This window comes from Pseudomonas sp. AP3_22 TE3818 (assembly GCF_053628995.1).
In genome coordinates, this window is sequence record NZ_JBRJHL010000001.1 from 4982419 (window position 1) to 5003476 (window position 21058).

Annotated in this window: 24 protein-coding genes; 14 read left to right on the top strand and 10 right to left on the bottom strand. The window is 60.0% G+C overall.

The features are described from left to right. The first annotated feature begins 20 nt into the window (after positions 1 to 20). The 3 genes from AB7M25_RS22690 (at position 21) to AB7M25_RS22700 (ending at position 2519) form a co-directional block, all read left to right on the top strand. Entirely contained in the window at positions 21 to 1400 is a 1380-nt protein-coding gene (locus AB7M25_RS22690; protein WP_454238021.1) for a sodium:solute symporter, read from the top strand. 86 nt (positions 1401 to 1486) lie between these two features. Continuing rightward, on the top strand, positions 1487 to 2212 hold the full coding sequence (locus AB7M25_RS22695; RefSeq protein ID WP_429560139.1) for an MBL fold metallo-hydrolase: 726 nt from the start codon (positions 1487 to 1489) through the stop codon (positions 2210 to 2212). 55 nt (positions 2213 to 2267) lie between these two features. Continuing rightward, complete coding sequence (locus AB7M25_RS22700) at positions 2268 to 2519, top strand: acyl carrier protein (RefSeq protein ID WP_429386369.1); 252 nt, start codon at positions 2268 to 2270, stop codon at positions 2517 to 2519. A 252-nt stretch (positions 2520 to 2771) separates the two neighbouring features. On the opposite strand, the gene AB7M25_RS22705 is transcribed toward AB7M25_RS22700, so the two are convergent. Together AB7M25_RS22705 and ptrR are read right to left on the bottom strand one after the other, a co-directional pair. Beyond that, the gene (locus AB7M25_RS22705) at positions 2772 to 2900 is read right to left on the bottom strand and encodes a PA1414 family protein (protein ID WP_007972508.1); all 129 of its coding nucleotides are present in this window, start codon (positions 2898 to 2900) and stop codon (positions 2772 to 2774) included. Between the two features lie 135 nt (positions 2901 to 3035). Continuing rightward, positions 3036 to 3929: a putrescine utilization regulator PtrR gene (gene ptrR, locus AB7M25_RS22710; protein ID WP_429386371.1), complete on the bottom strand. Its 894-nt coding sequence runs from the start codon at positions 3927 to 3929 to the stop codon at positions 3036 to 3038. 104 nt (positions 3930 to 4033) lie between these two features. Between ptrR and AB7M25_RS22715 the strand changes: the two genes are divergently transcribed. Beyond that, positions 4034 to 5215, top strand: coding sequence for an MFS transporter (locus AB7M25_RS22715; RefSeq protein WP_429386373.1), 1182 nt, complete (start codon positions 4034 to 4036; stop codon positions 5213 to 5215). On the opposite strand, the gene AB7M25_RS22720 is transcribed toward AB7M25_RS22715, so the two are convergent. Beyond that, complete coding sequence (locus AB7M25_RS22720) at positions 5160 to 6092, bottom strand: DMT family transporter (RefSeq protein WP_429386375.1); 933 nt, start codon at positions 6090 to 6092, stop codon at positions 5160 to 5162. The genes AB7M25_RS22715 and AB7M25_RS22720 overlap by 56 nt on opposite strands. A gap of 194 nt (positions 6093 to 6286) precedes the next feature. Continuing rightward, positions 6287 to 7123: a CvfB family protein gene (locus tag AB7M25_RS22725; RefSeq protein ID WP_007972500.1), complete on the bottom strand. Its 837-nt coding sequence runs from the start codon at positions 7121 to 7123 to the stop codon at positions 6287 to 6289. A 350-nt stretch (positions 7124 to 7473) separates the two neighbouring features. Between AB7M25_RS22725 and AB7M25_RS22730 the strand changes: the two genes are divergently transcribed. The 3 genes from AB7M25_RS22730 (at position 7474) to AB7M25_RS22740 (ending at position 9538) form a co-directional block, all read left to right on the top strand. Continuing rightward, the gene (locus tag AB7M25_RS22730; protein WP_015096330.1) at positions 7474 to 7662 is read left to right on the top strand and encodes a hypothetical protein; all 189 of its coding nucleotides are present in this window, start codon (positions 7474 to 7476) and stop codon (positions 7660 to 7662) included. A gap of 206 nt (positions 7663 to 7868) precedes the next feature. Then, positions 7869 to 8591 (top strand): TorF family putative porin, encoded by a 723-nt coding sequence (locus AB7M25_RS22735; protein WP_429386376.1) that lies wholly within the window; start codon positions 7869 to 7871, stop codon positions 8589 to 8591. Between the two features lie 77 nt (positions 8592 to 8668). Beyond that, positions 8669 to 9538: a DUF6279 family lipoprotein gene (locus AB7M25_RS22740; RefSeq protein WP_429517061.1), complete on the top strand. Its 870-nt coding sequence runs from the start codon at positions 8669 to 8671 to the stop codon at positions 9536 to 9538. A gap of 129 nt (positions 9539 to 9667) precedes the next feature. Here AB7M25_RS22740 and AB7M25_RS22745 read toward each other — a convergent pair whose 3' ends face one another. Then, positions 9668 to 10060 carry a transcriptional regulator gene (locus tag AB7M25_RS22745; protein WP_429386378.1) on the bottom strand — a complete coding sequence of 131 codons (393 nt, stop codon included), beginning with the start codon at positions 10058 to 10060 and terminating at the stop codon, positions 9668 to 9670. Between the two features lie 195 nt (positions 10061 to 10255). Here AB7M25_RS22745 and AB7M25_RS22750 point away from each other — a divergent pair, with 195 nt between their 5' ends. Continuing rightward, positions 10256 to 10990: a DUF899 domain-containing protein gene (locus AB7M25_RS22750; protein ID WP_429560140.1), complete on the top strand. Its 735-nt coding sequence runs from the start codon at positions 10256 to 10258 to the stop codon at positions 10988 to 10990. Positions 10991 to 11183: 193 nt separating this feature from the next. Further along, positions 11184 to 11462 (top strand): hypothetical protein, encoded by a 279-nt coding sequence (locus AB7M25_RS22755; RefSeq protein WP_104450474.1) that lies wholly within the window; start codon positions 11184 to 11186, stop codon positions 11460 to 11462. A gap of 63 nt (positions 11463 to 11525) precedes the next feature. On the opposite strand, the gene AB7M25_RS22760 is transcribed toward AB7M25_RS22755, so the two are convergent. Continuing rightward, the gene (locus AB7M25_RS22760) at positions 11526 to 12866 is read right to left on the bottom strand and encodes a DEAD/DEAH box helicase (RefSeq protein WP_007972492.1); all 1341 of its coding nucleotides are present in this window, start codon (positions 12864 to 12866) and stop codon (positions 11526 to 11528) included. A 191-nt stretch (positions 12867 to 13057) separates the two neighbouring features. Between AB7M25_RS22760 and AB7M25_RS22765 the strand changes: the two genes are divergently transcribed. Next, positions 13058 to 14356: a mechanosensitive ion channel family protein gene (locus AB7M25_RS22765; RefSeq protein WP_429560141.1), complete on the top strand. Its 1299-nt coding sequence runs from the start codon at positions 13058 to 13060 to the stop codon at positions 14354 to 14356. Between the two features lie 150 nt (positions 14357 to 14506). Here AB7M25_RS22765 and AB7M25_RS22770 read toward each other — a convergent pair whose 3' ends face one another. Further along, positions 14507 to 15151: a hydrolase gene (locus AB7M25_RS22770; protein WP_008018228.1), complete on the bottom strand. Its 645-nt coding sequence runs from the start codon at positions 15149 to 15151 to the stop codon at positions 14507 to 14509. Positions 15152 to 15309: 158 nt separating this feature from the next. On the opposite strand from AB7M25_RS22770, the gene AB7M25_RS22775 reads away from it, so the two are divergent. After that, positions 15310 to 16197 carry a LysR family transcriptional regulator gene (locus AB7M25_RS22775; RefSeq protein ID WP_429560142.1) on the top strand — a complete coding sequence of 296 codons (888 nt, stop codon included), beginning with the start codon at positions 15310 to 15312 and terminating at the stop codon, positions 16195 to 16197. Between the two features lie 116 nt (positions 16198 to 16313). Here AB7M25_RS22775 and AB7M25_RS22780 read toward each other — a convergent pair whose 3' ends face one another. The 3 genes from AB7M25_RS22780 to AB7M25_RS22790 form a co-directional block, all read right to left on the bottom strand. After that, positions 16314 to 17180 (bottom strand): carboxylate/amino acid/amine transporter, encoded by an 867-nt coding sequence (locus tag AB7M25_RS22780; RefSeq protein WP_429386385.1) that lies wholly within the window; start codon positions 17178 to 17180, stop codon positions 16314 to 16316. Positions 17181 to 17532: 352 nt separating this feature from the next. Then, positions 17533 to 18132, bottom strand: coding sequence for an FMN-dependent NADH-azoreductase (locus AB7M25_RS22785; protein ID WP_429386386.1), 600 nt, complete (start codon positions 18130 to 18132; stop codon positions 17533 to 17535). A 229-nt stretch (positions 18133 to 18361) separates the two neighbouring features. Beyond that, entirely contained in the window at positions 18362 to 18676 is a 315-nt protein-coding gene (locus tag AB7M25_RS22790) for a hypothetical protein (RefSeq protein WP_007972481.1), read from the bottom strand. A 49-nt stretch (positions 18677 to 18725) separates the two neighbouring features. On the opposite strand from AB7M25_RS22790, the gene AB7M25_RS22795 reads away from it, so the two are divergent. From AB7M25_RS22795 to AB7M25_RS22805, 3 genes are read left to right on the top strand one after another with little or no spacing between them, the layout of a single operon-like run. Further along, the gene (locus AB7M25_RS22795) at positions 18726 to 19649 is read left to right on the top strand and encodes a LysR family transcriptional regulator (protein WP_007972479.1); all 924 of its coding nucleotides are present in this window, start codon (positions 18726 to 18728) and stop codon (positions 19647 to 19649) included. 14 nt (positions 19650 to 19663) lie between these two features. Continuing rightward, complete coding sequence (locus AB7M25_RS22800; protein WP_429560143.1) at positions 19664 to 20467, top strand: alpha/beta fold hydrolase; 804 nt, start codon at positions 19664 to 19666, stop codon at positions 20465 to 20467. Between the two features lie 3 nt (positions 20468 to 20470). Next, a complete protein-coding gene (locus AB7M25_RS22805; RefSeq protein WP_218477175.1) occupies positions 20471 to 21028 on the top strand; it encodes a peptidylprolyl isomerase in 558 nt (185 codons plus the stop codon). Positions 21029 to 21058: the final 30 nt, after the last annotated feature.

Here is a 21058-nt window from a genome sequence, read left to right on the forward strand (position 1 = left end):
ACAATCGGAGACACGCCATAATGGCTTTGGATTTATTCGTTGTACTCATCTACGCCGCCGCGATGCTGCTGCTCGGCTATTACGGCATGCGCAAGGCCAAGACCAACGAAGACTTTTTGGTCGCCGGTCGTAACCTCGGCCCAAGCCTGTACATGGGCACCATGGCTGCCACCGTTCTGGGCGGCGCGTCCACCGTGGGCACCGTGCGTCTGGGCTACGTGCATGGCATCTCCGGCTTCTGGCTGTGTGCCGCGCTGGGTTGCGGGATCGTGGCGCTGAACCTGTTCCTTGCCAAACCGCTGCTGAAACTGAAGATCTACACCGTTACCCAGGTGCTGGAAAAACGCTACAACCCGATGGCCCGCTCCGCGAGCGCGGTGATCATGCTGGCCTACGCGCTGATGATCGGCGTGACCTCGATCCTGGCGATCGGCACCGTTCTGCAAGTGTTGTTCGGCCTGCCGTTCTGGGTCTCGGTACTGCTGGGCGGTGGCGTCGTGGTGATCTATTCGGCCATTGGCGGCATGTGGTCCCTGACCCTGACCGATATCGTCCAGTTCGTGATCAAGACCGTGGGCCTGATGTTCATCCTGCTGCCAATCTGCATGTACCGCGTCGGCGGCTGGGATGAGTTGGTCATGAAACTGCCGGCGGCGAGCTTCAGCTTCACCACCATCGGCTGGGACACCATCATCACCTACTTCATGATCTACTTCTTCGGCATCCTGATCGGTCAGGACATCTGGCAACGGGTGTTCACTGTCAAGACCGCCAAAGTGGCTCAGGTTGCCGGTACCGCTGCCGGTATCTACTGCATCCTCTACGGCCTGGCCTGCGCCCTGATCGGCATGGCTGCGCACGTACTGATCCCTGATCTGGACAACGTCAACAACGCCTTCGCCGCCATCGTCAAACTGTCCCTGCCGGACGGAATCCGTGGCCTGGTGATCGCTGCCGCACTGGCCGCCATGATGTCCACCGCCAGCGCCGGCCTGCTGGCCGCTGCCACCACCCTGACCGAAGACCTGCTGCCGAAACTGCGTGGCGGCAAACAGTCGAGCCTGGGCCTCAACCGTCTGGTCACCATGCTGACCGGTATTGTGGTGCTGGGTATCGCCCTGGTGGTGAACGACGTGATCAGCGCCCTGACCCTGGCCTACAACCTGTTGGTGGGCGGCATGCTGATCCCGCTGATGGGCGCGATCTTCTGGAAACGCGCCACCACCGCCGGCGCCATCGCCAGCATGGGCATGGGCTTCGCCACCGCGCTGCCGTTCATGTTCAAGGACGGCCTGGATGCCAACACCCCGATCTACTACAGCCTCGGTGTAGGCCTGGTGAGCTTCGTGCTGGTCAGCCTGCTGTCCCGTCGCACGGCTGTGGTGGCGAGCGCCGCCTAAGCTGAAACATAACGACTCGATGCTTTCTTCGACGAGTGTGGCGTCGGTTGCCACACTCGTTTTTTTTCGTCTGAAGGAAACTGCTCATGAAGATCGTCAGCCGCGACCAGTGGTTCGAAGTCAAACATCTCAGCGACGGCATCCGCCTGATTCACGAGCCGTACATCCGGCCTTTCTACCGCTGCAACCTCTGGCACATCCAGGGCCGTGACAAGGACCTGCTGCTGGACAGCGGCTCGGGCCTGGTCAGCCTGCGCGAGCAACTGCCGTGGATCACCGAGCGGCCACTGGTGGCCGTGGCCAGCCACTGCCATTTCGATCACATCGCCGGTCATCACGAATTCGCCGAGCGCCTGGTGCACCCGGCCGAGGCGGACATTCTGGCCGCGCCGGATGGCGACAACGACTTGAGCAAAGCCTTTGTCGGCGACGACATGTTCGAGGCGCACCCCGATTGCCCGCTGTGCTACGCCGAATACCGGGTCAAGGCCGCGCCGGCCACGGGGTTTATCGAAGATGGAGATGTGCTGGACCTGGGCAACCGCGTTTTGCAGGTCGTGCACACACCGGGACACTCGCCGGGTGGCATCTGCCTGTACGAAGCCGCCACCGAGACCTTGTTCAGCGGCGACATCATCTACGACGGGCCGCTGATCGAAGACGCCTACCATTCCAACCTCGAGGACTACGCACGCAGCCTGCAACGCCTGCATGCGCTGCCGATCCGCACGGTGCATGGCGGGCATTTCGGCAGTTTTTCCGGAGAGCATTTGCGCGGCATGATTGACGAATGGCAGCGCTCACACGGCTAAAGCCTGCTGTACTCAACGACAGGGAGAACTGCACCCACCTCCTCGAAGAACGATCATGAAAGAAGCCGCCCTTCGTGCTGTCGTACATCGCTACATCAGCCGCCTGCTGGAAGGCCGGGATGACTTCGACGACAACGCCAGCCTGGCGCAGTTGGGATTGGACAGAAAAGATATCGAAGAACTGATCTTCCATCTGGAAGATGAACTGGGTGTGACGGCGTTTACGGCCGAGGAAGACCGGATACTCAAGACCGCCAGCACGGTGAATGATTTGAGCCGGTTTTTGCGGGAGATTGGGCGGCATTGAGGCTGAATGCCAAGTATGTTGCCAATGATAATCAGGACTGAATGGCAGGATGCTGTTCTGTGGCGAGGGGGCTTGTCGGAACGCCGCATCGCCCCGCTGGGCTGCGCAGCAGCCCCAAAACCCTACAATCCGGTTATATCTGGCAGACCACGTCAGGCGATTTACGACTGCTTCGCAGCCGAACGGGGCGGTGCGGCGTTCCGACAAGCCCCCTCGCCACAGCAAGCCCTTCTCACTGGCGATCCGGAGCCATTACCGGCGTCGCTGCTGGCGCCGACGTTGCTCGTCGTCAGTACGAACAGGCACGGGTTGCAGAGGCGGTTCGATCAAGCCGAGCGCCACGCCCAGGTCATGCAGCCAGTTTTGGATTTTCTCTTTCATGGTGCCCCCTTCAGGGTAGTGCCGAGCGGCCAAAATTCTGTAGCCCCTTCGCACTGATAATAGTCCGAAGTCCTACGCAATGCTCGTGCAAAGTCGCAATGATCTGTTACTGAATCCATCACAATCAGCCGGCGTTCAGGCAATTTCCCGCCCCTGCACCGGTGTCGGCGGAAATACCGCCTGCTGCTGCTCGATCCAGGCATTCAGGTTGGCCCCGACCATGCCCTTGCGCCACATCAACCAGGTGGTCGCGCTGGCAAACGGTTCGGCCAACGGGTGCACGGCCACACTCTCGCGGCCCGGCAGGCTGGCGAGCATCGACTCCGACATCAGCGCCACGCCGGAACCGGCAATCACACACGCAAGCATTCCCGGATAGGACTCGATCTCCATCGCCCGGCCCATCGCCGCATGGTCATGGGCGAACCAGGCCTCCAGGCGCATGCGGTAGGAGCAGCCCTGGCGAAAGGTGAACACCGCACGACCTTCCACATCCAGCGCGTTGCGCACGGGCGGATGATCGGCCTCGCTGATCAGCACCAGGCGCTCCTCGCACAAGGGCACACCGTCGAGCCCGGCCAGTTCCATAGGCCCATCCACCAGCGCCGCATCGAGTCGACCTGTGAGCAGGCCTTCGAGCAATTCACCGCTGGGACCGGATTGCACTTGCAGGTTCACCGCCGGATACAACCGGTGATAGCGCGCCAACAGCCCCGGAAGGTGAATAGCGGCCGTGCTGTACATGGTGCCGAGCACGAAGTCGCCCGCCGGCTGCCCGCCCTGCACGGCCGCGTTGGCTTCGTCGCGCAGCGCAAACAGCTTGGCGGTGTAGTCCAGCAGGACTTTTCCCGCAGGCGACAGCTGCAAGCGCTGACGCTCGCGCAGGAACAGTTCTACACCCAGTTGCTCTTCCAGCTGTTTGAGCCGGGTCGACAGGTTCGACGGCACTCGATGCAGCCGTTCGGCGGCCCGGGTGATGGACCCTTCTTCTGCAACCGCCTGGAAGATGCGTAATTGGCTGAACTCCACGACATTCTCCAAAAAAGAACAAGTTACTCACTATTATTCATTTTTAAAGAAAGTCAATCAGCCCTAGCCTGACGGTCATCGATCCTCTGAACGGTATCCAGACCATGTCTCCCCTGATTCGTTTATCCGCCAGTTTCGTTGCCCTGATGATGGCCATGGGCATCGGCCGTTTTGCCCTGACGCCGCAACTGCCACACCTGCTCAGTGAAGGTCAGATCGACCTGACCGCCGCCGGGCTGATTGCTGCCGCCAACTACCTCGGTTATCTCATCGGTGCGGTAGACGCCATGTTTTCCCGGCGTCCACCGCAAGTGCGACGGCGCTTGCTGGGCGGGTTGTGGCTCTGCGTGCTGCTGACCCTGGCGTCATTCTGGGCCAACGGGTTCTGGTCGCACCTGCTGCTGCGCTTCGGCACCGGCGTGGCCAGCGCCTGGGTGTTGGTGATGATCACCGCACTGAGCCAGCCGCTCGCGGCAGCGGCCGGTCGTCCCCGGCTCGGCGCTCTGGTCTTCGCCGGACCGGGCCTGGGGATTTTTCTCACAGGTTTATTGGCCCTGGGCTCAAATCTGCTGGGCCAGACTTCCGCCACCTTGTGGCTGGTGTACGCCGGCGCAGGGCTGGCGATGCTGCTGGGGATTCTGCCGTTCCTGCCACAAGCGAGCGCAACCGCGACCGCTGCGCCCGGCGCCAGCGCATCGGGCACTCAAGGCATCGCTCGCCTGGGCTTGATCTACGGCTTGTACGGGTTGGGCTACATCATCCCGGCGACCTTTCTGTCGCAAATGGCCAATGCGCAATTCCAGGGTCAATGGCAGGCCGACCTGTTCTGGCCGTGCTTCGGACTTGCGGCGGCTACGGGTGTGGTACTGGTGAGTCTGCGTCGCCAAAAAGCGGGCGCAACGCGGCGCTGGTTGATGGCAACGTTATGGCTGCAAGCTGCGGGCGTGTTTGCCTGCCTGCTGGCCAACGGTCCGGGGCTGGCCTTGGGTGTGATCCTGTGCGGCACGCCGTTCCTGGCCTGCATGCAACTGGTGATCCAGCGTTCCCGGGAACTGGCCCCCCATGCCACCCAACGCAATGCCGGCCTGCTGACGGCCTGTTTTGCCGTAGGCCAACTCAGCGGGCCATTGCTGGCGGCGCTCAGCAGTCATTTCAGTGGCGGCCTGCAGCCGGCACTGGTGGTGGCCGGCTGCGGCTTGCTGGTCGCCGGCGGTCTGTTGCTCGCGCCGGTCAGTGCTGCCCCAGAGCTTTGCGCAAACGACGGCGCAGCCACTGCTCAGCGCTGACAAAGGTGATGCCCGCCAACACCAGCACTGCGCCGAGGATGAAGTTCAGGCTCAGTTTCTCGCCCAGCAGCACGACACCAAAGGTGACGCCAAACAACGGCGTCATGAACGAAAACACCGCGAGGTTCGCCGCCAGGTAACGGCGCAACAGCCAGAACCAGACCAGGTAACTGAAGAACGACACGACCACGCCCTGAAACAGCACACTGGTGACTGCCACGGGCGTCAGGCTGACATGGGTGATCTGGCCGCTGAGCAGCGCGATCAACAGCAAACCGAAGAAACCGACAATCAACTGATAGAACAGCGTCAGGGTCACCGGCGCTTCCGACAGGCGCGAGGCGCGCACCACCACCGTGGTCGCGCCCCAAGCGGCCCCCGCCAGCACCCCCAAGGCATCGCCCATCAACATGCGGTAATCAAGGTTGTCCCAGGACACCCCGCCGGCAAACGCGATGGCAATCCCGATAAAGGCCAGGACAATCCCCAGCCATTGCAGGGGTCGCAAACGCTCACTGGGCAATAACCAGTGCACACCCAATGCCGTGAAGATCGGCGCGGTGTAGAGGAACACCGACATGTGCGCCGCCGTGGTCAGTTGCAGGCCTTCGGAAATGAAGAAGAACTCCAGGCCGAACAAGGCACCGGCCAGCAGGCCGCCGCGCCAGGTCGTACTCACCTGGCTCCAGCCGCCCTTCCAGCAGATCAGCAGCCCGACCAGCAACGCCGACATGCCGGAACGCCCGGCCGCCTGCATCACCGGCGCAATATCGGCCGCCGCCCACTTGATCATCACCTGCTGAACGCCCCAGATCAGGCACAACCCGACCATCACCTGCAGGGCAAACCCGTCGGTACTGCGCCGGGTGGCGCTCACCGGAACACCTCGAAGACACAATCCATGGCAAAGACTCGGCAGTAAAAGCAAAGCCCCGGTCTTCTCGTAGAAAAGAAACCACCGGGGCGAGAAATCATGTTGTCGATTATCAGCCAGCAGGCCAGAAAATGCCGCCTGCCAGAGACCTCTACTTCTCCGCCTGCGCCATCCTGGCTCTCTGTATTGTCAGAACCTCAACTGAGATCAATGCGATCGGCATGAATGACAATCTGGCCATTCTTGTACAACGCGCCAATGGCCTTCTTGAAGTTACCCTTGCTGACACCAAACAGACTGCTGATCAACGCCGGATCGCTCTTGTCGCTCACGGCCAGGGTGCCGTTGTTTTCACGCAACTTGGCGAGGATCTTCGAGTTCAGGCTGGTGGCCGCTTCCTGGCCAACCGGCTGCAGGCTCAGGCTGATCTTGCCGTCGGCGCGAACTTCCTTGATGAAACCCTTTTCTTCTTTACCGGCGCGCATGAACTTGAAGATTTCGTTTTTGTGGATCAGGCCCCAATGCTTGTTATTGATGATGGCCTTGAAGCCCATGTCCGTGGCCTCGGCCACCAGCAAGTCCACTTCCTGGCCAGCCGTGTAGTTGGCCGGGGTCTTGTCCAGGTAGCGGTCCAGGCGCGCGGTCGCGGTGATGCGGCGGGTGTGCTTGTCGAGGTAGACGTGTACCACCACATACTCGCCCGCCGTCATCTGACGCTTCTCTTCGGAGAACGGCAGCAACAGATCCTTGGGCAAGCCCCAGTCCAGGAATACGCCGATGCTGTTGACTTCAACAACTTTCAAACTGGCGAATTCACCCACTTGAACTTTCGGTTTTTCAGTAGTGGCGATGAGTTTGTCATCGCTGTCCAGATATATAAAAACGTTGAGCCAGTCTTCATCTTCGCTAGGAATATCTTTTGGAATATAACGATTTGGCAGAAGGATTTCGCCATCCGCGCCACCGTCCAGATATAAACCGAAGTTAGTGTGTTTAACCACTTGCAAACTGTTGTAACGCCCGACTAAAGCCATGTCCAATACCCTCATTGCGTGGGCGGCATTCTACCCGGTTTTAAGCGCCGCGTTCGGCCCCCGGCCCGGTGACGCGAGAAAATCCTCTGAAGGCCTTGATTTTCACGGGCTTTCATCGCATGCCCGGCCGCTCGTCAGACCGATCCGGGCATTTACGCCATGCCCAGACAAGCGTAACTCGGCATTTTTCAAGGCATGTTCTTATTTAAAACAGCGGCTTAGACGTATATTTCGAATATTGTCCGAGGGCTGATTACCCCGACCTCAGGATTATTGCGAGGGGATATTTGCCAAGCAATTATCAGGTAATTCCTGTACGATGCCTGGCCAAGTTAATTTTCTACAGGTTAATGGCCGCCATGCGCGTAAAAGCATCCACCAGCAAAGCAAAGCCAGCTCCAGCCGTTGAAACCAGCGAGTCGATCAACAGCCAGATCGCAGCGTTTCTCAAATCCGGCGGTGAAATCCAGCAAATTGCCAAAGGCGTCAGCGGCCAGACGTTCGGCCCGTCCAAGCAGATCACCCTGGGCAAAAAGTAACCCCCTCGCGTCACCTGGTCCCAAAGCGCTTTGAGCCTCGAAGCGCTTGGACTGGAACCCTCGTCACTCCCTCCGACCCCCCTTCAAATCCATGGAAATCGACGAACGGCCTTCGCTGCCGATCATTCGCCGGTATCCTTGCACGCGTCTGGATCAAGCGTTTCAGCGGGCTCGCCAGCCTGCCCTCGCTGTTCATGGAGTGACGCATGTTCAAACCTTTCTGTTTATCGGCATTGCTCGGCGGTCTGTTGGTTTGCTCCGCAGCACACGCACAAATCTTTCAGCGTGAGCTGGGTAGCTTCGACCTCAAGCTCGGCACGACCCCCACCCGTAGCATGGCCCAGGGCCTGGTCAAACCTTCGGCTGTCGGCTCGTTCCACGGAGGCTTGGACCTGAGCCACGACAACGGTTTCTACGTGGGCCAATGGTCACCCAGCATGGGCATCAGCCCGGGGAAAGACCTCGAGATCGACTCCTACGCGGGCTTTAAACACCCCTTCGACCAAACCCTCGGCTACGAAGTCGGCCTGATCCGCTACAGCTACCCCGAAGTCACCACCCCTGACAGCCGGGAACTGTTCGGCGGCCTGACCTTGCTCGGCAGCCGTTTCGGCATCGCCTTCAGCAATGACCCGGACAAACAGAACAACACGCTGTTCGCTGACTTGAGCGGCAATCAACCGTTTGGTGTCGGCATCAGCCTGAAATACACCACCCACCAATTCAATACGCCAGTGGCGGTGGATGGCGGATATGTAGGCAGTTTTACCGATTGGTCGCTGAAACTGTCCCGCCCGTTCATGGGCATCGACCTCGACCTGATCTACAGTGACTCCAGCCTGAGCGGCAGCGGTTGCTCGGCCTATGCCGGGCACAACAGCCAATGCGACGGGCTGGTGACGCTCAAGGCCGAACACGCATTCTATTGATCGGCTGAACTGCCGGCCCCCTCATGGGTTCACAAGAGAATCAGACCCCGAAGACTGGCTTTCGCAAGGATTCGCCCATGTCCCGCTGGTTCAAACATATCGCTGTTGTGTTGACCGTTGCCCTCGCGCTCGGTGCCTGCAGCCGCGTGGGCCTGGCCTACCGCAATCTCGATGTGATCATCCCGTGGACGCTCAGCGACTACCTGGACATGAACGGCGAGCAGAAAAGCTGGCTGGACGAACGCCTGAAGGAACACCTGAGCTGGCACTGCACCACCCAACTGCCCGGCTACCTCGACTGGCTGGACCGCTTGCAAACCATGATCGCGACCAACCAGGTCACCGATGCCGCCTTGCAGGCCCGCGCCCACGAAGCCGAACAGGCGATCACCGAGACCGCGCGGGAAATCACCCCGTCAGCCATCGAGTTGCTGCAAGGGCTGGATGACAAGCAAGTCGCCGATATGAATGAAGCCTTCGCCAAGGACCGGCGCAAGCGCCAGGAGGAATACCTCAAGCCCACCCTCGACCAGCAGATCAAGGAGCGCAGCGCGCGCATGGAGAAGCGCCTGAACGACTGGCTCGGCCCACTGAGCAACACCCAGCAACAGCGGGTCACCGCATGGTCCAGCGCCTTGGGTGATCAGAATACGCAGTGGCTGACCAATCGTGTCCATTGGCAGAAACAGTTCAGCGCGGCCGTTGCGCAACGCCACAGTCCACAATTCCCACAACGAATCGAGACACTTCTGATCAATCGCGAGAGTTTGTGGACGCCCGCCTATCGTCAGGCCTTTGCCAGCACCGAGGCCCAGGCACGTTCGCTGTTCGTGGATCTCATGGCTGCAAGCACACCGAGCCAGCGTGAGCGATTGCTGAAGAAAATCGAGGGTGTGAGAAAGGACTTCAGTGATCTGAAGTGCCTGAAAGCGGCAAAGCAAGCCTGATCGGGGCAGGATTGAACGGACAGCCAGAATCCCTTGTAGGAGCTGGCTTGCCGGCGATAAGGCCGTCACATTCACGTCATTGTTCAATGGGACGACGCCATCGCTGGCAAGCCAGCTCCTACAAAGTCCTCAGGCAATCTGCGCCTTCGACGCCACCTCATCAAACGTCATCTCATCCAGCGCATCTTCCTGCTCATCAAGTACCTGCCGCGGGTGATCATTACCGGGAATGCTGCTATCGAGCAGGCTCAATAAACGCGAACCCCGCTCCGTCAGAATGTAATTGGCACCCGTACCACCTTCGTCCTCCGGTCGCGGCTCGATATAGCCACGCATCAGCAGCAGCTTTTCGTACTCGCCAGCCACCGTTTTCAAATGATCAAGATTTTCAATCGACTCGCCTTCCGCGGCCTTCTGCGCCGCATGCTGTTCGGCGTAAGGCCGCGGCGTGAAATTATGGCCCGCACTGTTTTGCGCTTCATGCAGCAAGCGCTCAATCAAGTCCCAGTTGTAAGTCGTCATCCTGATTCAACCTCCGGTGTCCGTTCGATGGATGCCCGTGCAATTGAACGGGCCTTACAGGTTGTGACAGGTACGCCCGACAGCCGTTCAGCCGGCCTTTCGCTGACGACCGACCGGCGGCATGTCGAATTCCACCCAAGCCAAACGACTAGGCTGTGTACGTCACCTCCCCGGCCCCACGCAGGAGAAAACAACATGAACATCCAGAATCACCCCGTCGTGTCGCGGGAAGAATGGCTCGCCGCCCGCAAACAGCACCTGATCCACGAGAAAGCCTTCACCCGGGAACGGGACAAACTCAGCGCCGAACGCCGCGCCCTGCCCTGGGTGAAAATCGACAAGGACTACCATTTCCAGGGGCCCAATGGCGAACTGAAACTGGCGGACCTGTTCGGCGGCCGCAGTCAGTTGGTCATCTACCACTTCATGTTCGCCGAGGGCTGGGACGAGGGCTGCCCCGGTTGCTCGTACCTCAGCGATCACATCGACGGCGCCAACCAGCACCTGGCCCACCACGACATTGCCGTGGTGGCGGTTTCCCACGCACCCTTCGCTGAATTCCAGGCGTTCAAGCGACGCATGGGCTGGAAGTTCGACTGGGTGTCGTCGGCAGGATGCGACTTCAACTATGACTTTGGTGTGTGTGCCCGGGCCGAAGAGGTCGCCGCAGGAAAGGCTACGTACAACTACGAAAAAACCGACGGCGCCGAGGAAGAACTCCCCGGTCTCAGCGTGTTTTATCGCAATGAAGCCGGTGAAATATTCCACACCTACTCCACCTATGCCCGGGGGCTGGACATGCTGGTCGGCGCCTACAACTACCTCGACCTGACGCCCAAGGGGCGTAACGAGGAGGAGATCATGGAGTGGGTGCGCCACCATGACAAATATGAGGAACAGGCGAGGTCGAGTTGCTGCCATGGTGGTTAGCCCCACACACCGAGGCGCGGCCTTCGCGGGCAAGCCCGCTCCCACAGTTTTCCGTGCTGTTCACAAAACCTGTGGCAGCGGGCTTGCCCGCGAAGGGCCCTGACAACCCACGCAAATATCACAGACTGAACTTTCCCCAGGGGCCAGCGCTCAACCGGATAACCCGCCTTGACCGAAGCTGAGGCCCTTGCCCATGAAACCACTGCTGAAGAAGCTGACTCTCGCCGCTGCCCTCGCTTGTGCCCTGCCCGCCTGGGCCTGCACTCCCGAGGAAGCCACCGCCAAACGCGAACAACTGGCCCAGGAAGTGGCCAAGCTCACTGAGCAGAACCCGACCAAGGCCAAAGAGATCAATGACGAGTTGCAAAAAATGGATCTGGGCACTGCCTCGAAAGACTTGCCGGACAAGTGCCAGTTGATCGACCAGCGCTTGAAGGAGCTGGGCTCTGCCGAGAAGAAAACCGAAGGCTGATAGACGCCAGGTATAAAAAAACCCGGACACTGTCCGGGTTTTTCCTGGGTCGCTTACAACGACTTACTCAGCCGCTGGCGCTTCCGGCTTGCGGCGCTTGAGCGGCGCCATGCCGTCCTTGCTGACCAGGGAATCGCTCTTCGGCCGGTTGGCGCTCTTGCGCTTGGTCGGGGTCTTGGCGGCAGTTTTCTTCTTGTCGCCCTTGGCGTCGGTCTTTTTCTTCTTCACGCCGACGGCCTTGCCCGAGGCCTTGACCTTCTTCGGTCCGCCGTAGGTGCCTTTGACTTCCTTGATGGTGCGGCGCTCGAAGCTCTGCTTGAGGTAGCGCTCGATGCTCGACATCAGGTTCCAGTCGCCGTGGCAGATCAGCGAGATGGCCAGGCCATCGTTACCGGCGCGGCCGGTACGACCGATACGGTGCACGTACTCGTCGCCACTGCGCGGCATGTCGAAGTTGATCACCAGGTCCAGGCCGTCCACGTCCAGGCCGCGAGCGGCGACGTCGGTGGCCACGAGGATTTTCACGCCACCCTGCTTCAGACGGTCGATCGCCAGTTTGCGATCCTTCTGGTCTTTCTCGCCGTGCAGCACGAACGCTTTGTATTCCTGCGCCACCAGACGGCCGTAGATGCGGTCGGCCATGGCCCGGGTGTTGGTGAAAACGATGGCCTTCTGGTAGGTCTCGTTGGCCAGCAGCCAGTTGACGATCTGTTCTTTGTGCTGGTTGTGGTCAGCGGTGATGATCTGCTGGCGGGTGGTGTCGTTCAGCTGGCTGACCGCATTGAGCTGCAGGTGCTCCGGGTTGTTCAGGACCTTGGCGATCATCTCGCGCAAGCCCGAACCACCGGTGGTGGCGGAGAACAGCATGGTCTGCTGACGGTTGGTGCATTCGTCCACCAGACGCTGCACGTCTTCGGCAAAGCCCATGTCGAGCATGCGGTCGGCTTCGTCGAGCACCAGGACTTCGACTTCCTTGAGGTCGAGGTTACCGGCGTTCAGTTGCTCGATCATCCGGCCCGGCGTACCGATCAGGATGTCCGGCACCTTGCGCAGCATCGCGGCCTGGACCTTGAAGTCTTCGCCGCCGGTGATCAGGCCGGACTTGATGAAGGTGAACTGCGAGAAACGCTCAACTTCCTTCAGCGTCTGCTGGGCCAGTTCGCGGGTCGGCAGCAGGATCAGGGTCTTGATGCTGACGCGGATTTTCGCCGGGCCGATCAGACGGTTGAGGATCGGCAAAACGAATGCAGCGGTTTTGCCGCTACCGGTTTGCGCCGTCACCCGCAGGTCACGCCCCTGGAGCGCGAGCGGAATGGCCGCGGCTTGCACAGGCGTTGGCTCGACAAATTTCAGCTCGGCCACGGCTTTGAGCAGGCGTTCGTGCAGGGCGAATTGGGAAAACACGGGTGCTACCTCGAAGAAATGCAAAAAAACAGCTGCATAGGGTAACGGTTTCGAACGCTCAGGCCGAGTTTCTTTATGCAAATGGCGGTAAACAGTTGGTTTTTTGTTGCCTTGTTTTTCTCAAAACGCAATACAAAGCGTCTTAAATGCTCTAATCGCCTCTCGCGCCCTACAGAAGAATCGTTTTGACCATGGATATCAAACAGCTCTGGATCAACGTCCTGGACCTTTGGGGTGCCCTCGACCAGCACCCGCTCGTACATTCCAGCCTGGCGTTGCTGCTGTTGCTGGCCATTGCGTTGTTCCTCGGACGGGTGGCGCGTTACCTCACTCTGCACGCGGCAAAAATGCTCGGTCGCCAGCCGGCCTTGCACTGGGTCAATGATTTTCTGCAGAACAAGGTGTTTCATCGCCTGGCGCAGATCACCCCTTCGCTGGTGATCCAGTTCGGTCTCAATCTGGTGCCGAACCTGAGCAAGACCAGTCTGAATTTCCTCGGCAACGTCGCGCTGTCCTTCACCTTCCTGTTTCTGCTGCTGGCGGTCAGCGCCCTGCTCAATGCCCTGCTGGACATCTACGCCCGCACCGAGCACGCCCGCACCCGCTCGATAAAGGGCTATGTGCAACTGGCAAAACTGGTGTTGTACGTGCTGGGCGCGATCATCATCGTCGCGACCTTGATCGACCGCTCGCCGCTGTTGCTGCTCTCGGGTCTGGGCGCCATGTCGGCGGTGATTCTGTTGGTCTACAAGGACACGCTGCTGTCGTTCGTCGCCAGCGTGCAATTGACCAGCAACGACATGCTGCGGGTCGGCGACTGGATCGAGATGCCCCAGGTGGGCGCCGACGGCGATGTGGTGGACATCACCTTGCACACGGTCAAGGTGCAGAACTTCGACAAGACCATCGTCTCGATTCCGACCTGGCGCCTGATGTCCGAGTCGTTCAAGAACTGGCGCGGCATGCAGGCTTCCGGTGGCCGCCGGATCAAGCGCAGCCTGTTCATCGATGCCAGCGGCGTGCGCTTCCTGCGCGACGACGAGGAGCAGAAGCTGTCCCAGGTGCACTTGCTCACCGACTACATGACCCGCAAGCAGGCCGAACTCAAGGCCTGGAACGAGGCCCAGGGCAACGTCGCGGCCATGTCGGCCAACCGCCGGCGGATGACCAACATCGGCACTTTGCGCGCCTATGCGCTGGCCTACCTGAAGAGTCATCCGGGGATCCAGCCGAACATGACCTGCATGGTCCGCCAGATGCAGACCACCGCCCAGGGCATTCCACTGGAAATCTACTGCTTTACCCGCACCACGGCATGGGCCGACTACGAGCGGATCCAGGGGGATATTTTCGACTACCTGCTGGCGGTGCTGCCGGAATTTGGCTTGAGTCTTTATCAGCAGCCGAGCGGAACGGATTTGCGGGCGGGGATATGGCCGGCGGTACTGGGCGCGAGCCATATTCCCGAAGCTGAAAAGCGCAGGGTGTAACACCACAAAAAACAAATGTGGGAGCGGCGGTGCGGCGATCCGACTTGCTCGCGAATGCGGTGCGTCATTCAACATTGATGTCGACTGACAGTCCGCTTTCGCGAGCAAGCCCGCTCCCACAGGAATTACATCGTTTTCAGAAATTGCGAGTTACTTGACCTGCCGCTGCGGTGCCTTGTGCACCATGGTGTAGGCGTAATCCACGCCCATGCCGTACGCGCCGCTGTGTTCGAGCACCAGTTCCATCACCGCCTCGTAAGTGTCCTTGTGTGCCCAGTCACGCTGGTATTCGAGCAACACTTGTTGCCAGGTCACCGGAACCGCGCCGGCCTGAATCATCCGTTGCACCGACATGTCGTGGGCTTCCTTGCTGGTACCACCGGAAGCGTCGGTGACGATGTACACCTCGTAGCCTTCTGCCAGGGCTTCCAATGCCGGGAAAGTCAGGCAGACCTCGGTCCACAGCGCGGCAATGATCAGTTTCTTGCGGCCGGTGGCTTTCACCGCGTCGACCAGTGCCTTGTCTTCCCAGGAGTTCATCGAAGTGCGCTCGATCGGCTTCTGATCCGGGTGCACCGCCAGCAATTCGGGCCAGATGTAGCCGCTGAAGCTTTCGGTTTCGACCGAGGTGTAGATGGTCGGCACGTTGAAGATCTTCGCCGCCTTGGCCAGGCCCACGGTGTTGTTCTTCAGGGTCTGACGGTCAATGGACTGCACGCCGAAAGCCATTTGCGGCTGGTGGTCGATCAGGATCAGGGCGGAGTTGGTTGGGTTGAGCAGTTCACGAATAGACATGGCGCGTTCCTTTTGATGTCGAGACTTCGAATGGGTAAGGGGTTAGTCGACGTTGCCTTCAGCGGCGTTGTTGTCGGCTTGGATGTCACTTTAGGGGCTGGCGATAAAAGGGACAATTACCTAAAATCGAGAATCATTGATTCTAAAATAGGGACAATATGGATCGCATCGAATGCATGCGCGCCTTCGTCGTCACGGTCGGCGAGAACGGCTTCGCCGCAGCCGCCCGGACCATGGACGTGCCGCGCTCGAAAGTCAGCAAACAGATTCAGGCGCTGGAAGAAGCCATCGGTGTGCAATTGCTGCAACGCACCACCCGCAGCCTGCACCTGACCGAGGCCGGAGCCGAGTATTTCGATGCAGCACGGGAAGTGTTGGCGGCACTGGAGGAGGCCGAGCAACGTGCCCGTGACGGCATCGGCGAGTTACGCGGTGTGTTGCGGGTCAATGCACCGATGTCGTTCGGTCTTCGGCGGCTGGGGCCGTTGATTCCGCTGTTTCATGAACAGCACCCGAACATCGAACTGCAACTGGTGCTCAGCGACCAGCAGGTCGACCCGGTGCGGGGCGGCTTTGACGTGACCATCCGCATCGCCAGCATGCCCGACTCGACCATGATCGCCCGGCAACTGGCGCCCGCACCGCGCATCATGGTGGCGTCCCCGGCTTATCTCGAACGTGCGGGCGTTCCGCAGACTCCGCAGGATCTGCGCACCCATCAATGTCTGAACTACGGGTATCTGCAGAGCGGTGTCAGCCTGCAACTGTGCAATGGCAAGGAAACCCAGCGAGTGAACGTCACCGGCCCGCTGCACGCCAACAACGGCGACCTGCTCGCCCAGGCCGCCGAAGCCGGCATGGGCATCGCCCTGCTACCGGACTTCATCGTCGAGGATGCGCTGGCGGGCGGGCGGCTGGTGCCGGTGCTGTGCGAATGGCAGGCCCCGGCGATCACCATCAACGCGGTGTATTCGTCGGCGCGGCGGGTGCCGCAAAAGACCCGGGCGTTTATCGAGTTTCTGGTGGGGCAACTGGCGCTGAAGTGATTTATTAGTTCACACAACTTCCTGTGGAAACGAGCTTGCTCGCGATAGCTATTTCACAGCCGACATCTTTTCCGACTGTCATGCCGTCATCGCGAGCAAGCTCGCTCCCACAAGGCTCAATGAACGGCCAAAGGCTTGCGTATACCCAACCGACTGATCCACACCGCCAGTAAAATCACCGACCCGCCGAGCAACAATCGCCCCAGTTCTTCATGCTGGTTCCAGATCAGCAGATTGATCAGCAAGCCCACGGGCACATGCAGGTTGTTCATCACCGCCAGGGTCCCGCCATTCACCATGCACGCCCCCTTGTTCCACCAATACAAACCCAGTGCAGTGGAGACCAGACCGAGGAACAGCAGCACGCCCCATTGCAAAGGCGCTTCGGGCAGGAAGTTCTGTTTGCCGAATAGCAGGAACGCCGGCAACGCCACCGCCAGTGCGCCGAGGTAGAAGTAACCGAAGCGTCGATAATGCGGCAGGTCGCTCGGGTGGCGGGCGACCAGGTGTTTGTACAGCACCTGCCCGGCGGCATAGGTGAAGTTCGCCAGTTGCAGCAACAGGAACCCCATGAAGAAATCCGGGTTGATCCGGTCAAAGCGAATCACCGCTGCCCCCGCCACCGCCACCAGCGCCGCGACCAGGGCCCAGGGGTTGAAGCGACGATTCAGTGCATCCTCGATCAGGGTCACGTGCAGCGGCGTGAGGATGGTGAACAGCAGCACTTCCGGCACCGACAGTACGCGAAAGCTCAGGTACAGGCAGACGTAGGTCACGCCGAACTGCAAGGCGCCGATCAGCAGCATGCCGCGCATGAACGCCGGCTCCACCGAGCGCCAGCGGGTCAGCGGGATGAACACCAGCCCAGCCAGTAGCACACGCACCAGCACCGCGAAGTAACTGTCGACATGACCGGCCAGGTATTCGCCGATCAAACTGAAGGAAAACGCCTGGATCAGCGTGACAAAAAGTAGATAGCCCATGCTCGCCTCGTTTCGAATGGCGGCGACGATAGCGGGTTTTGCCTTGAATCGCGATCCCCGAAAGCTGTCGGAAAACACCCAATCTCCTGTAGGAGCCAGCTTGCTGGCGATAGCTGAATGTCAGGCAACAATGATGTTGGCTGATCCACCGACATCGCTAGCAAGCTAGCTCCTACAGGGATTTGCGGGGGCATTGAATCCCGGGCAAAAAAAAGCCCGATCTCGCTAAAGCGTTCAATCGGGCCAGAGCACTCAGGAGCAACAAGTGCGAAGGGAGGTTCGATGCGCGTACAGGCTTGAAGGGTTGCGCCAGATCACTAGACCATCCAGCGATTATCTGGCGATTAACGGGTCAGGCCACTTGCGCAAGCCTGGCGTTCGCCTGGTTCAGGCCTTTCTCCTGGAAGTCACCGCCCAGGTTCATGCCTTCGGCGTGGATGAACGTCACGTCGTGGATGCCGATGAAGCCCATGACCTGACGCAGGTACGGTTCCTGGTGATCGGCGGTGCTACCGGCATAGATGCCGCCACGAGCCGTCAACACATAGGCGCGCTTGCCTGTGAGGAGGCCTTGCGGACCGGTTTCGGTGTACTTGAAAGTCACGCCGGCACGCAGCACGTGGTCGAGCCAGGCTTTCAGGGTGCTGGGGATCGCAAAGTTGTACATGGGCGCGGCCATGACCAGTACATCGGCGGCGAGCAATTCATCGGTCAACTGGTTGGAGCGTTCCAGGGACGCTTGCTCGATGTCGCTGCGCTGCTCGGCAGGTTTCATCCAGCCACCCAGCAGGTTGCTATCCAGGTGCGGCACCGGATTGACGGCCAGGTCCCGGACGTTGATCTGGTCATTCGGGTGAGCGGCTTTCCACTGGCTGATGAAGGTCTGGGTCAATTGACGGGAAACCGAGTCTTGCTGACGGGCACTGCTTTCGATGATCAGGACGCGGGACATGGGATGTAGCCTCCATCTGAGAATGCTGTAGGTCGATGGAGTGAAGGTTAAACAGAGTCATATCGATGAAAAAGCGCAAATAACTGCTATAACCCATCAATAAATTCGTTTATAAACTCAACATACCCTGTGGGAGCGGGCTTGCTCGCGAAGAGGCCGTGTCAGTCGATATCAACGTTGAATGACACACCGCTTTCGCGAGCAAGCCCGCTCCCACAGGAGATTGCTGTCATTTCGGGGTGCAGCTCAGCTCGATACGCAGCTTGATGATGTTGCGGCTGAATTTGGCGGTGGCATTTTTGTGCTTGCCGGCCGGTACGTCGATCTTGCGGGTACGCGGTGCTTCCGGGCCATTGATGAAGACGGCCTTGCAGCTTGCATCGACGTCGCCGTAGTTGGCCACCTGGATGGAGCCGATGTCGCTATCCGTGTCGTAGGTCTGGTAGTCGATCTTCATGCCGTTGAGGTCTTTCTTCACATCGATCGGGTAAGCCATCGCCGTCAGCGGCAGCAGCGCCAGCAGCACACAACAGATTTTTTTCATTCAGCAGCCTCCAGTAAGGGCTGCCAGCTTAGGACAAGAGGAGCTCAACATGAAAGCGCCCCGCGTGACCCTTGATCAATGGCGAACGCTGCAAGCCGTGGTCGATCACGGTGGTTTCGCCCAGGCCGCCGAGGCGCTGCATCGCTCGCAATCATCGGTCAGCTACACCGTGGCACGCATGCAGGATCAGCTCGGCGTGCCGTTGCTGCGCATCGACGGACGCAAAGCCGTGCTGACCGAAGCCGGCGGCGTGCTGTTGCGCCGCTCCCGGCAACTGGTGAAACAGGCCAGCCAACTCGAAGACCTGGCCCATCACATGGAACAGGGTTGGGAGGCCGAAGTGCGCCTGGTGGTCGATGCCGCTTACCCAAGCGCCCGCCTCGTCCGCGCCTTGACCGCGTTCATGCCGCAAAGCCGTGGTTGCCGGGTGCGCCTGCGTGAGGAAGTGCTGTCGGGCGTGGAGGAAGTCCTGCTCGAAGGCGTGGCCGACCTGGCCATCACGGGCTTCAGTATTCCCGGTTACCTGGGCGCGGAATTGAGCGACGTCGAGTTCGTTGCGGTCGCCCACCCCGAGCATCCCCTGCACCGCCTCAACCGCGAACTGAGCTTCCAGGACCTGGAAAGCCAGATGCAAGTGGTGATCCGCGACTCGGGCCGCCAGCAACCACGGGACGTCGGCTGGCTCGGGGCCGAACAACGCTGGACCGTCGGCAGCCTCGCCACCGCCGCGACCTTCGTCAGCAGCGGCCTGGGTTTTGCCTGGTTGCCCCGGCACCTGATCGAACGGGAACTCAAGGAAGGTACGCTCAAGCTGCTACCGTTGGATCAGGGCGGTAGCCGCAACCCGAGCTTTTACCTGTATTCGAACAAGGACAAACCGCTGGGACCGGCCACGCAGATTCTCATCGAACTGCTGCGCACCTTTGACACCGCACCACTGGACGCCCCGTTCGCCGCCCCCGAACAAGCCTGACACGGAGTGTATGCATGGCCTATTTCGAACACGAAGGTTGCAACCTGCACTATGAGGAATATGGTCACGGCACGCCGCTGCTGCTGGTCCACGGCCTCGGTTCCAGCACCCTGGACTGGGAAAAGCAGATCCCGACACTGGCCACCCGCTACCGGGTGATCGTCCCGGATGTACGCGGTCACGGCCGTTCGGACAAACCCCGGGAGCGCTACAGCATTGCCGGTTTCAGCGCCGACCTGATCGCACTGATCGAGCACCTCAATCTCGGCCCGACGCACTACGTCGGCTTGTCCATGGGCGGCATGATCGGCTTCCAGCTGGGTGTGGACCAGCCGAAACTGCTCAAGAGCCTGTGCATCGTCAACAGTGCGCCAGAGGTCAAACTGCGCAGCCGCGACGATTACTGGCAGTGGTTCAAGCGCTGGAGCCTGATGCACGCACTCAGCCTGCGCACCATCGGCAAGGCATTGGGCAGCAAGTTGTTCCCGAAGCCCGAGCAGGCCGACTTGCGACAAAAAATGGCCGAGCGCTGGGCAAAAAACGACAAACATGCTTATCTCGCCAGCTTCAATGCCATTGTTGGCTGGGGGGTCCAGGAACGACTTTCCAAGGTCACCTGTCCAACCCTGATCGTCAGTGCCGACCGTGACTACACACCGGTGGCGCTGAAGGAAAACTACGTAAAACTGCTGCCCGATGCGCGGCTGGTAGTGATCGCCGATTCACGCCACGCCACGCCACTGGACCAGCCGGAACACTTCAACCAAACGCTGCTGGATTTTCTGACCGCAGTCGACACCACCACTCAGGATCACTGACCCATGCTGAAAAAAATCGCCCTCGCCGCTGGCACCGTCCTGTTTGCCGCCAACCTGATGGCCGCAACGCCCGCCAAGGCGCCGCACGTTTTGCTGGAAACCACCAACGGCCAGATCGAAATCGAACTGGACCCGGTCAAGGCGCCGATCAGTACCAAGAACTTCCTTGAGTACGTCGACAGCGGCTTCTACAACAACACGATTTTCCACCGCGTAATCCCCGGCTTCATGGTTCAGGGCGGCGGTTTCAATCAACAGATGACGCAAAAAGAAACCAAGGCGCCGATCAAGAACGAGCACAACAACGGTTTGGTCAACGTTCGCGGCACCTTGTCCATGGCCCGTACCTCGGTGCCGGACTCGGCCACCAGCCAGTTCTTCATCAACGTCAAGGACAACGACTTCCTTGACCAAGGTGACGGCTACGCGGTGTTCGGCAAAGTGGTCAAAGGCATGGACGTGGTCGACATCATCGTCAATTCGCCAACCACCGTTCGTAGCGGCATGAAGGACGTGCCGGCCGACCCGGTGTTCATCAAGTCGGCCAAGCGCATCGACTGAGACTAAGCTGGACAAGGATGTCCGAGCCGT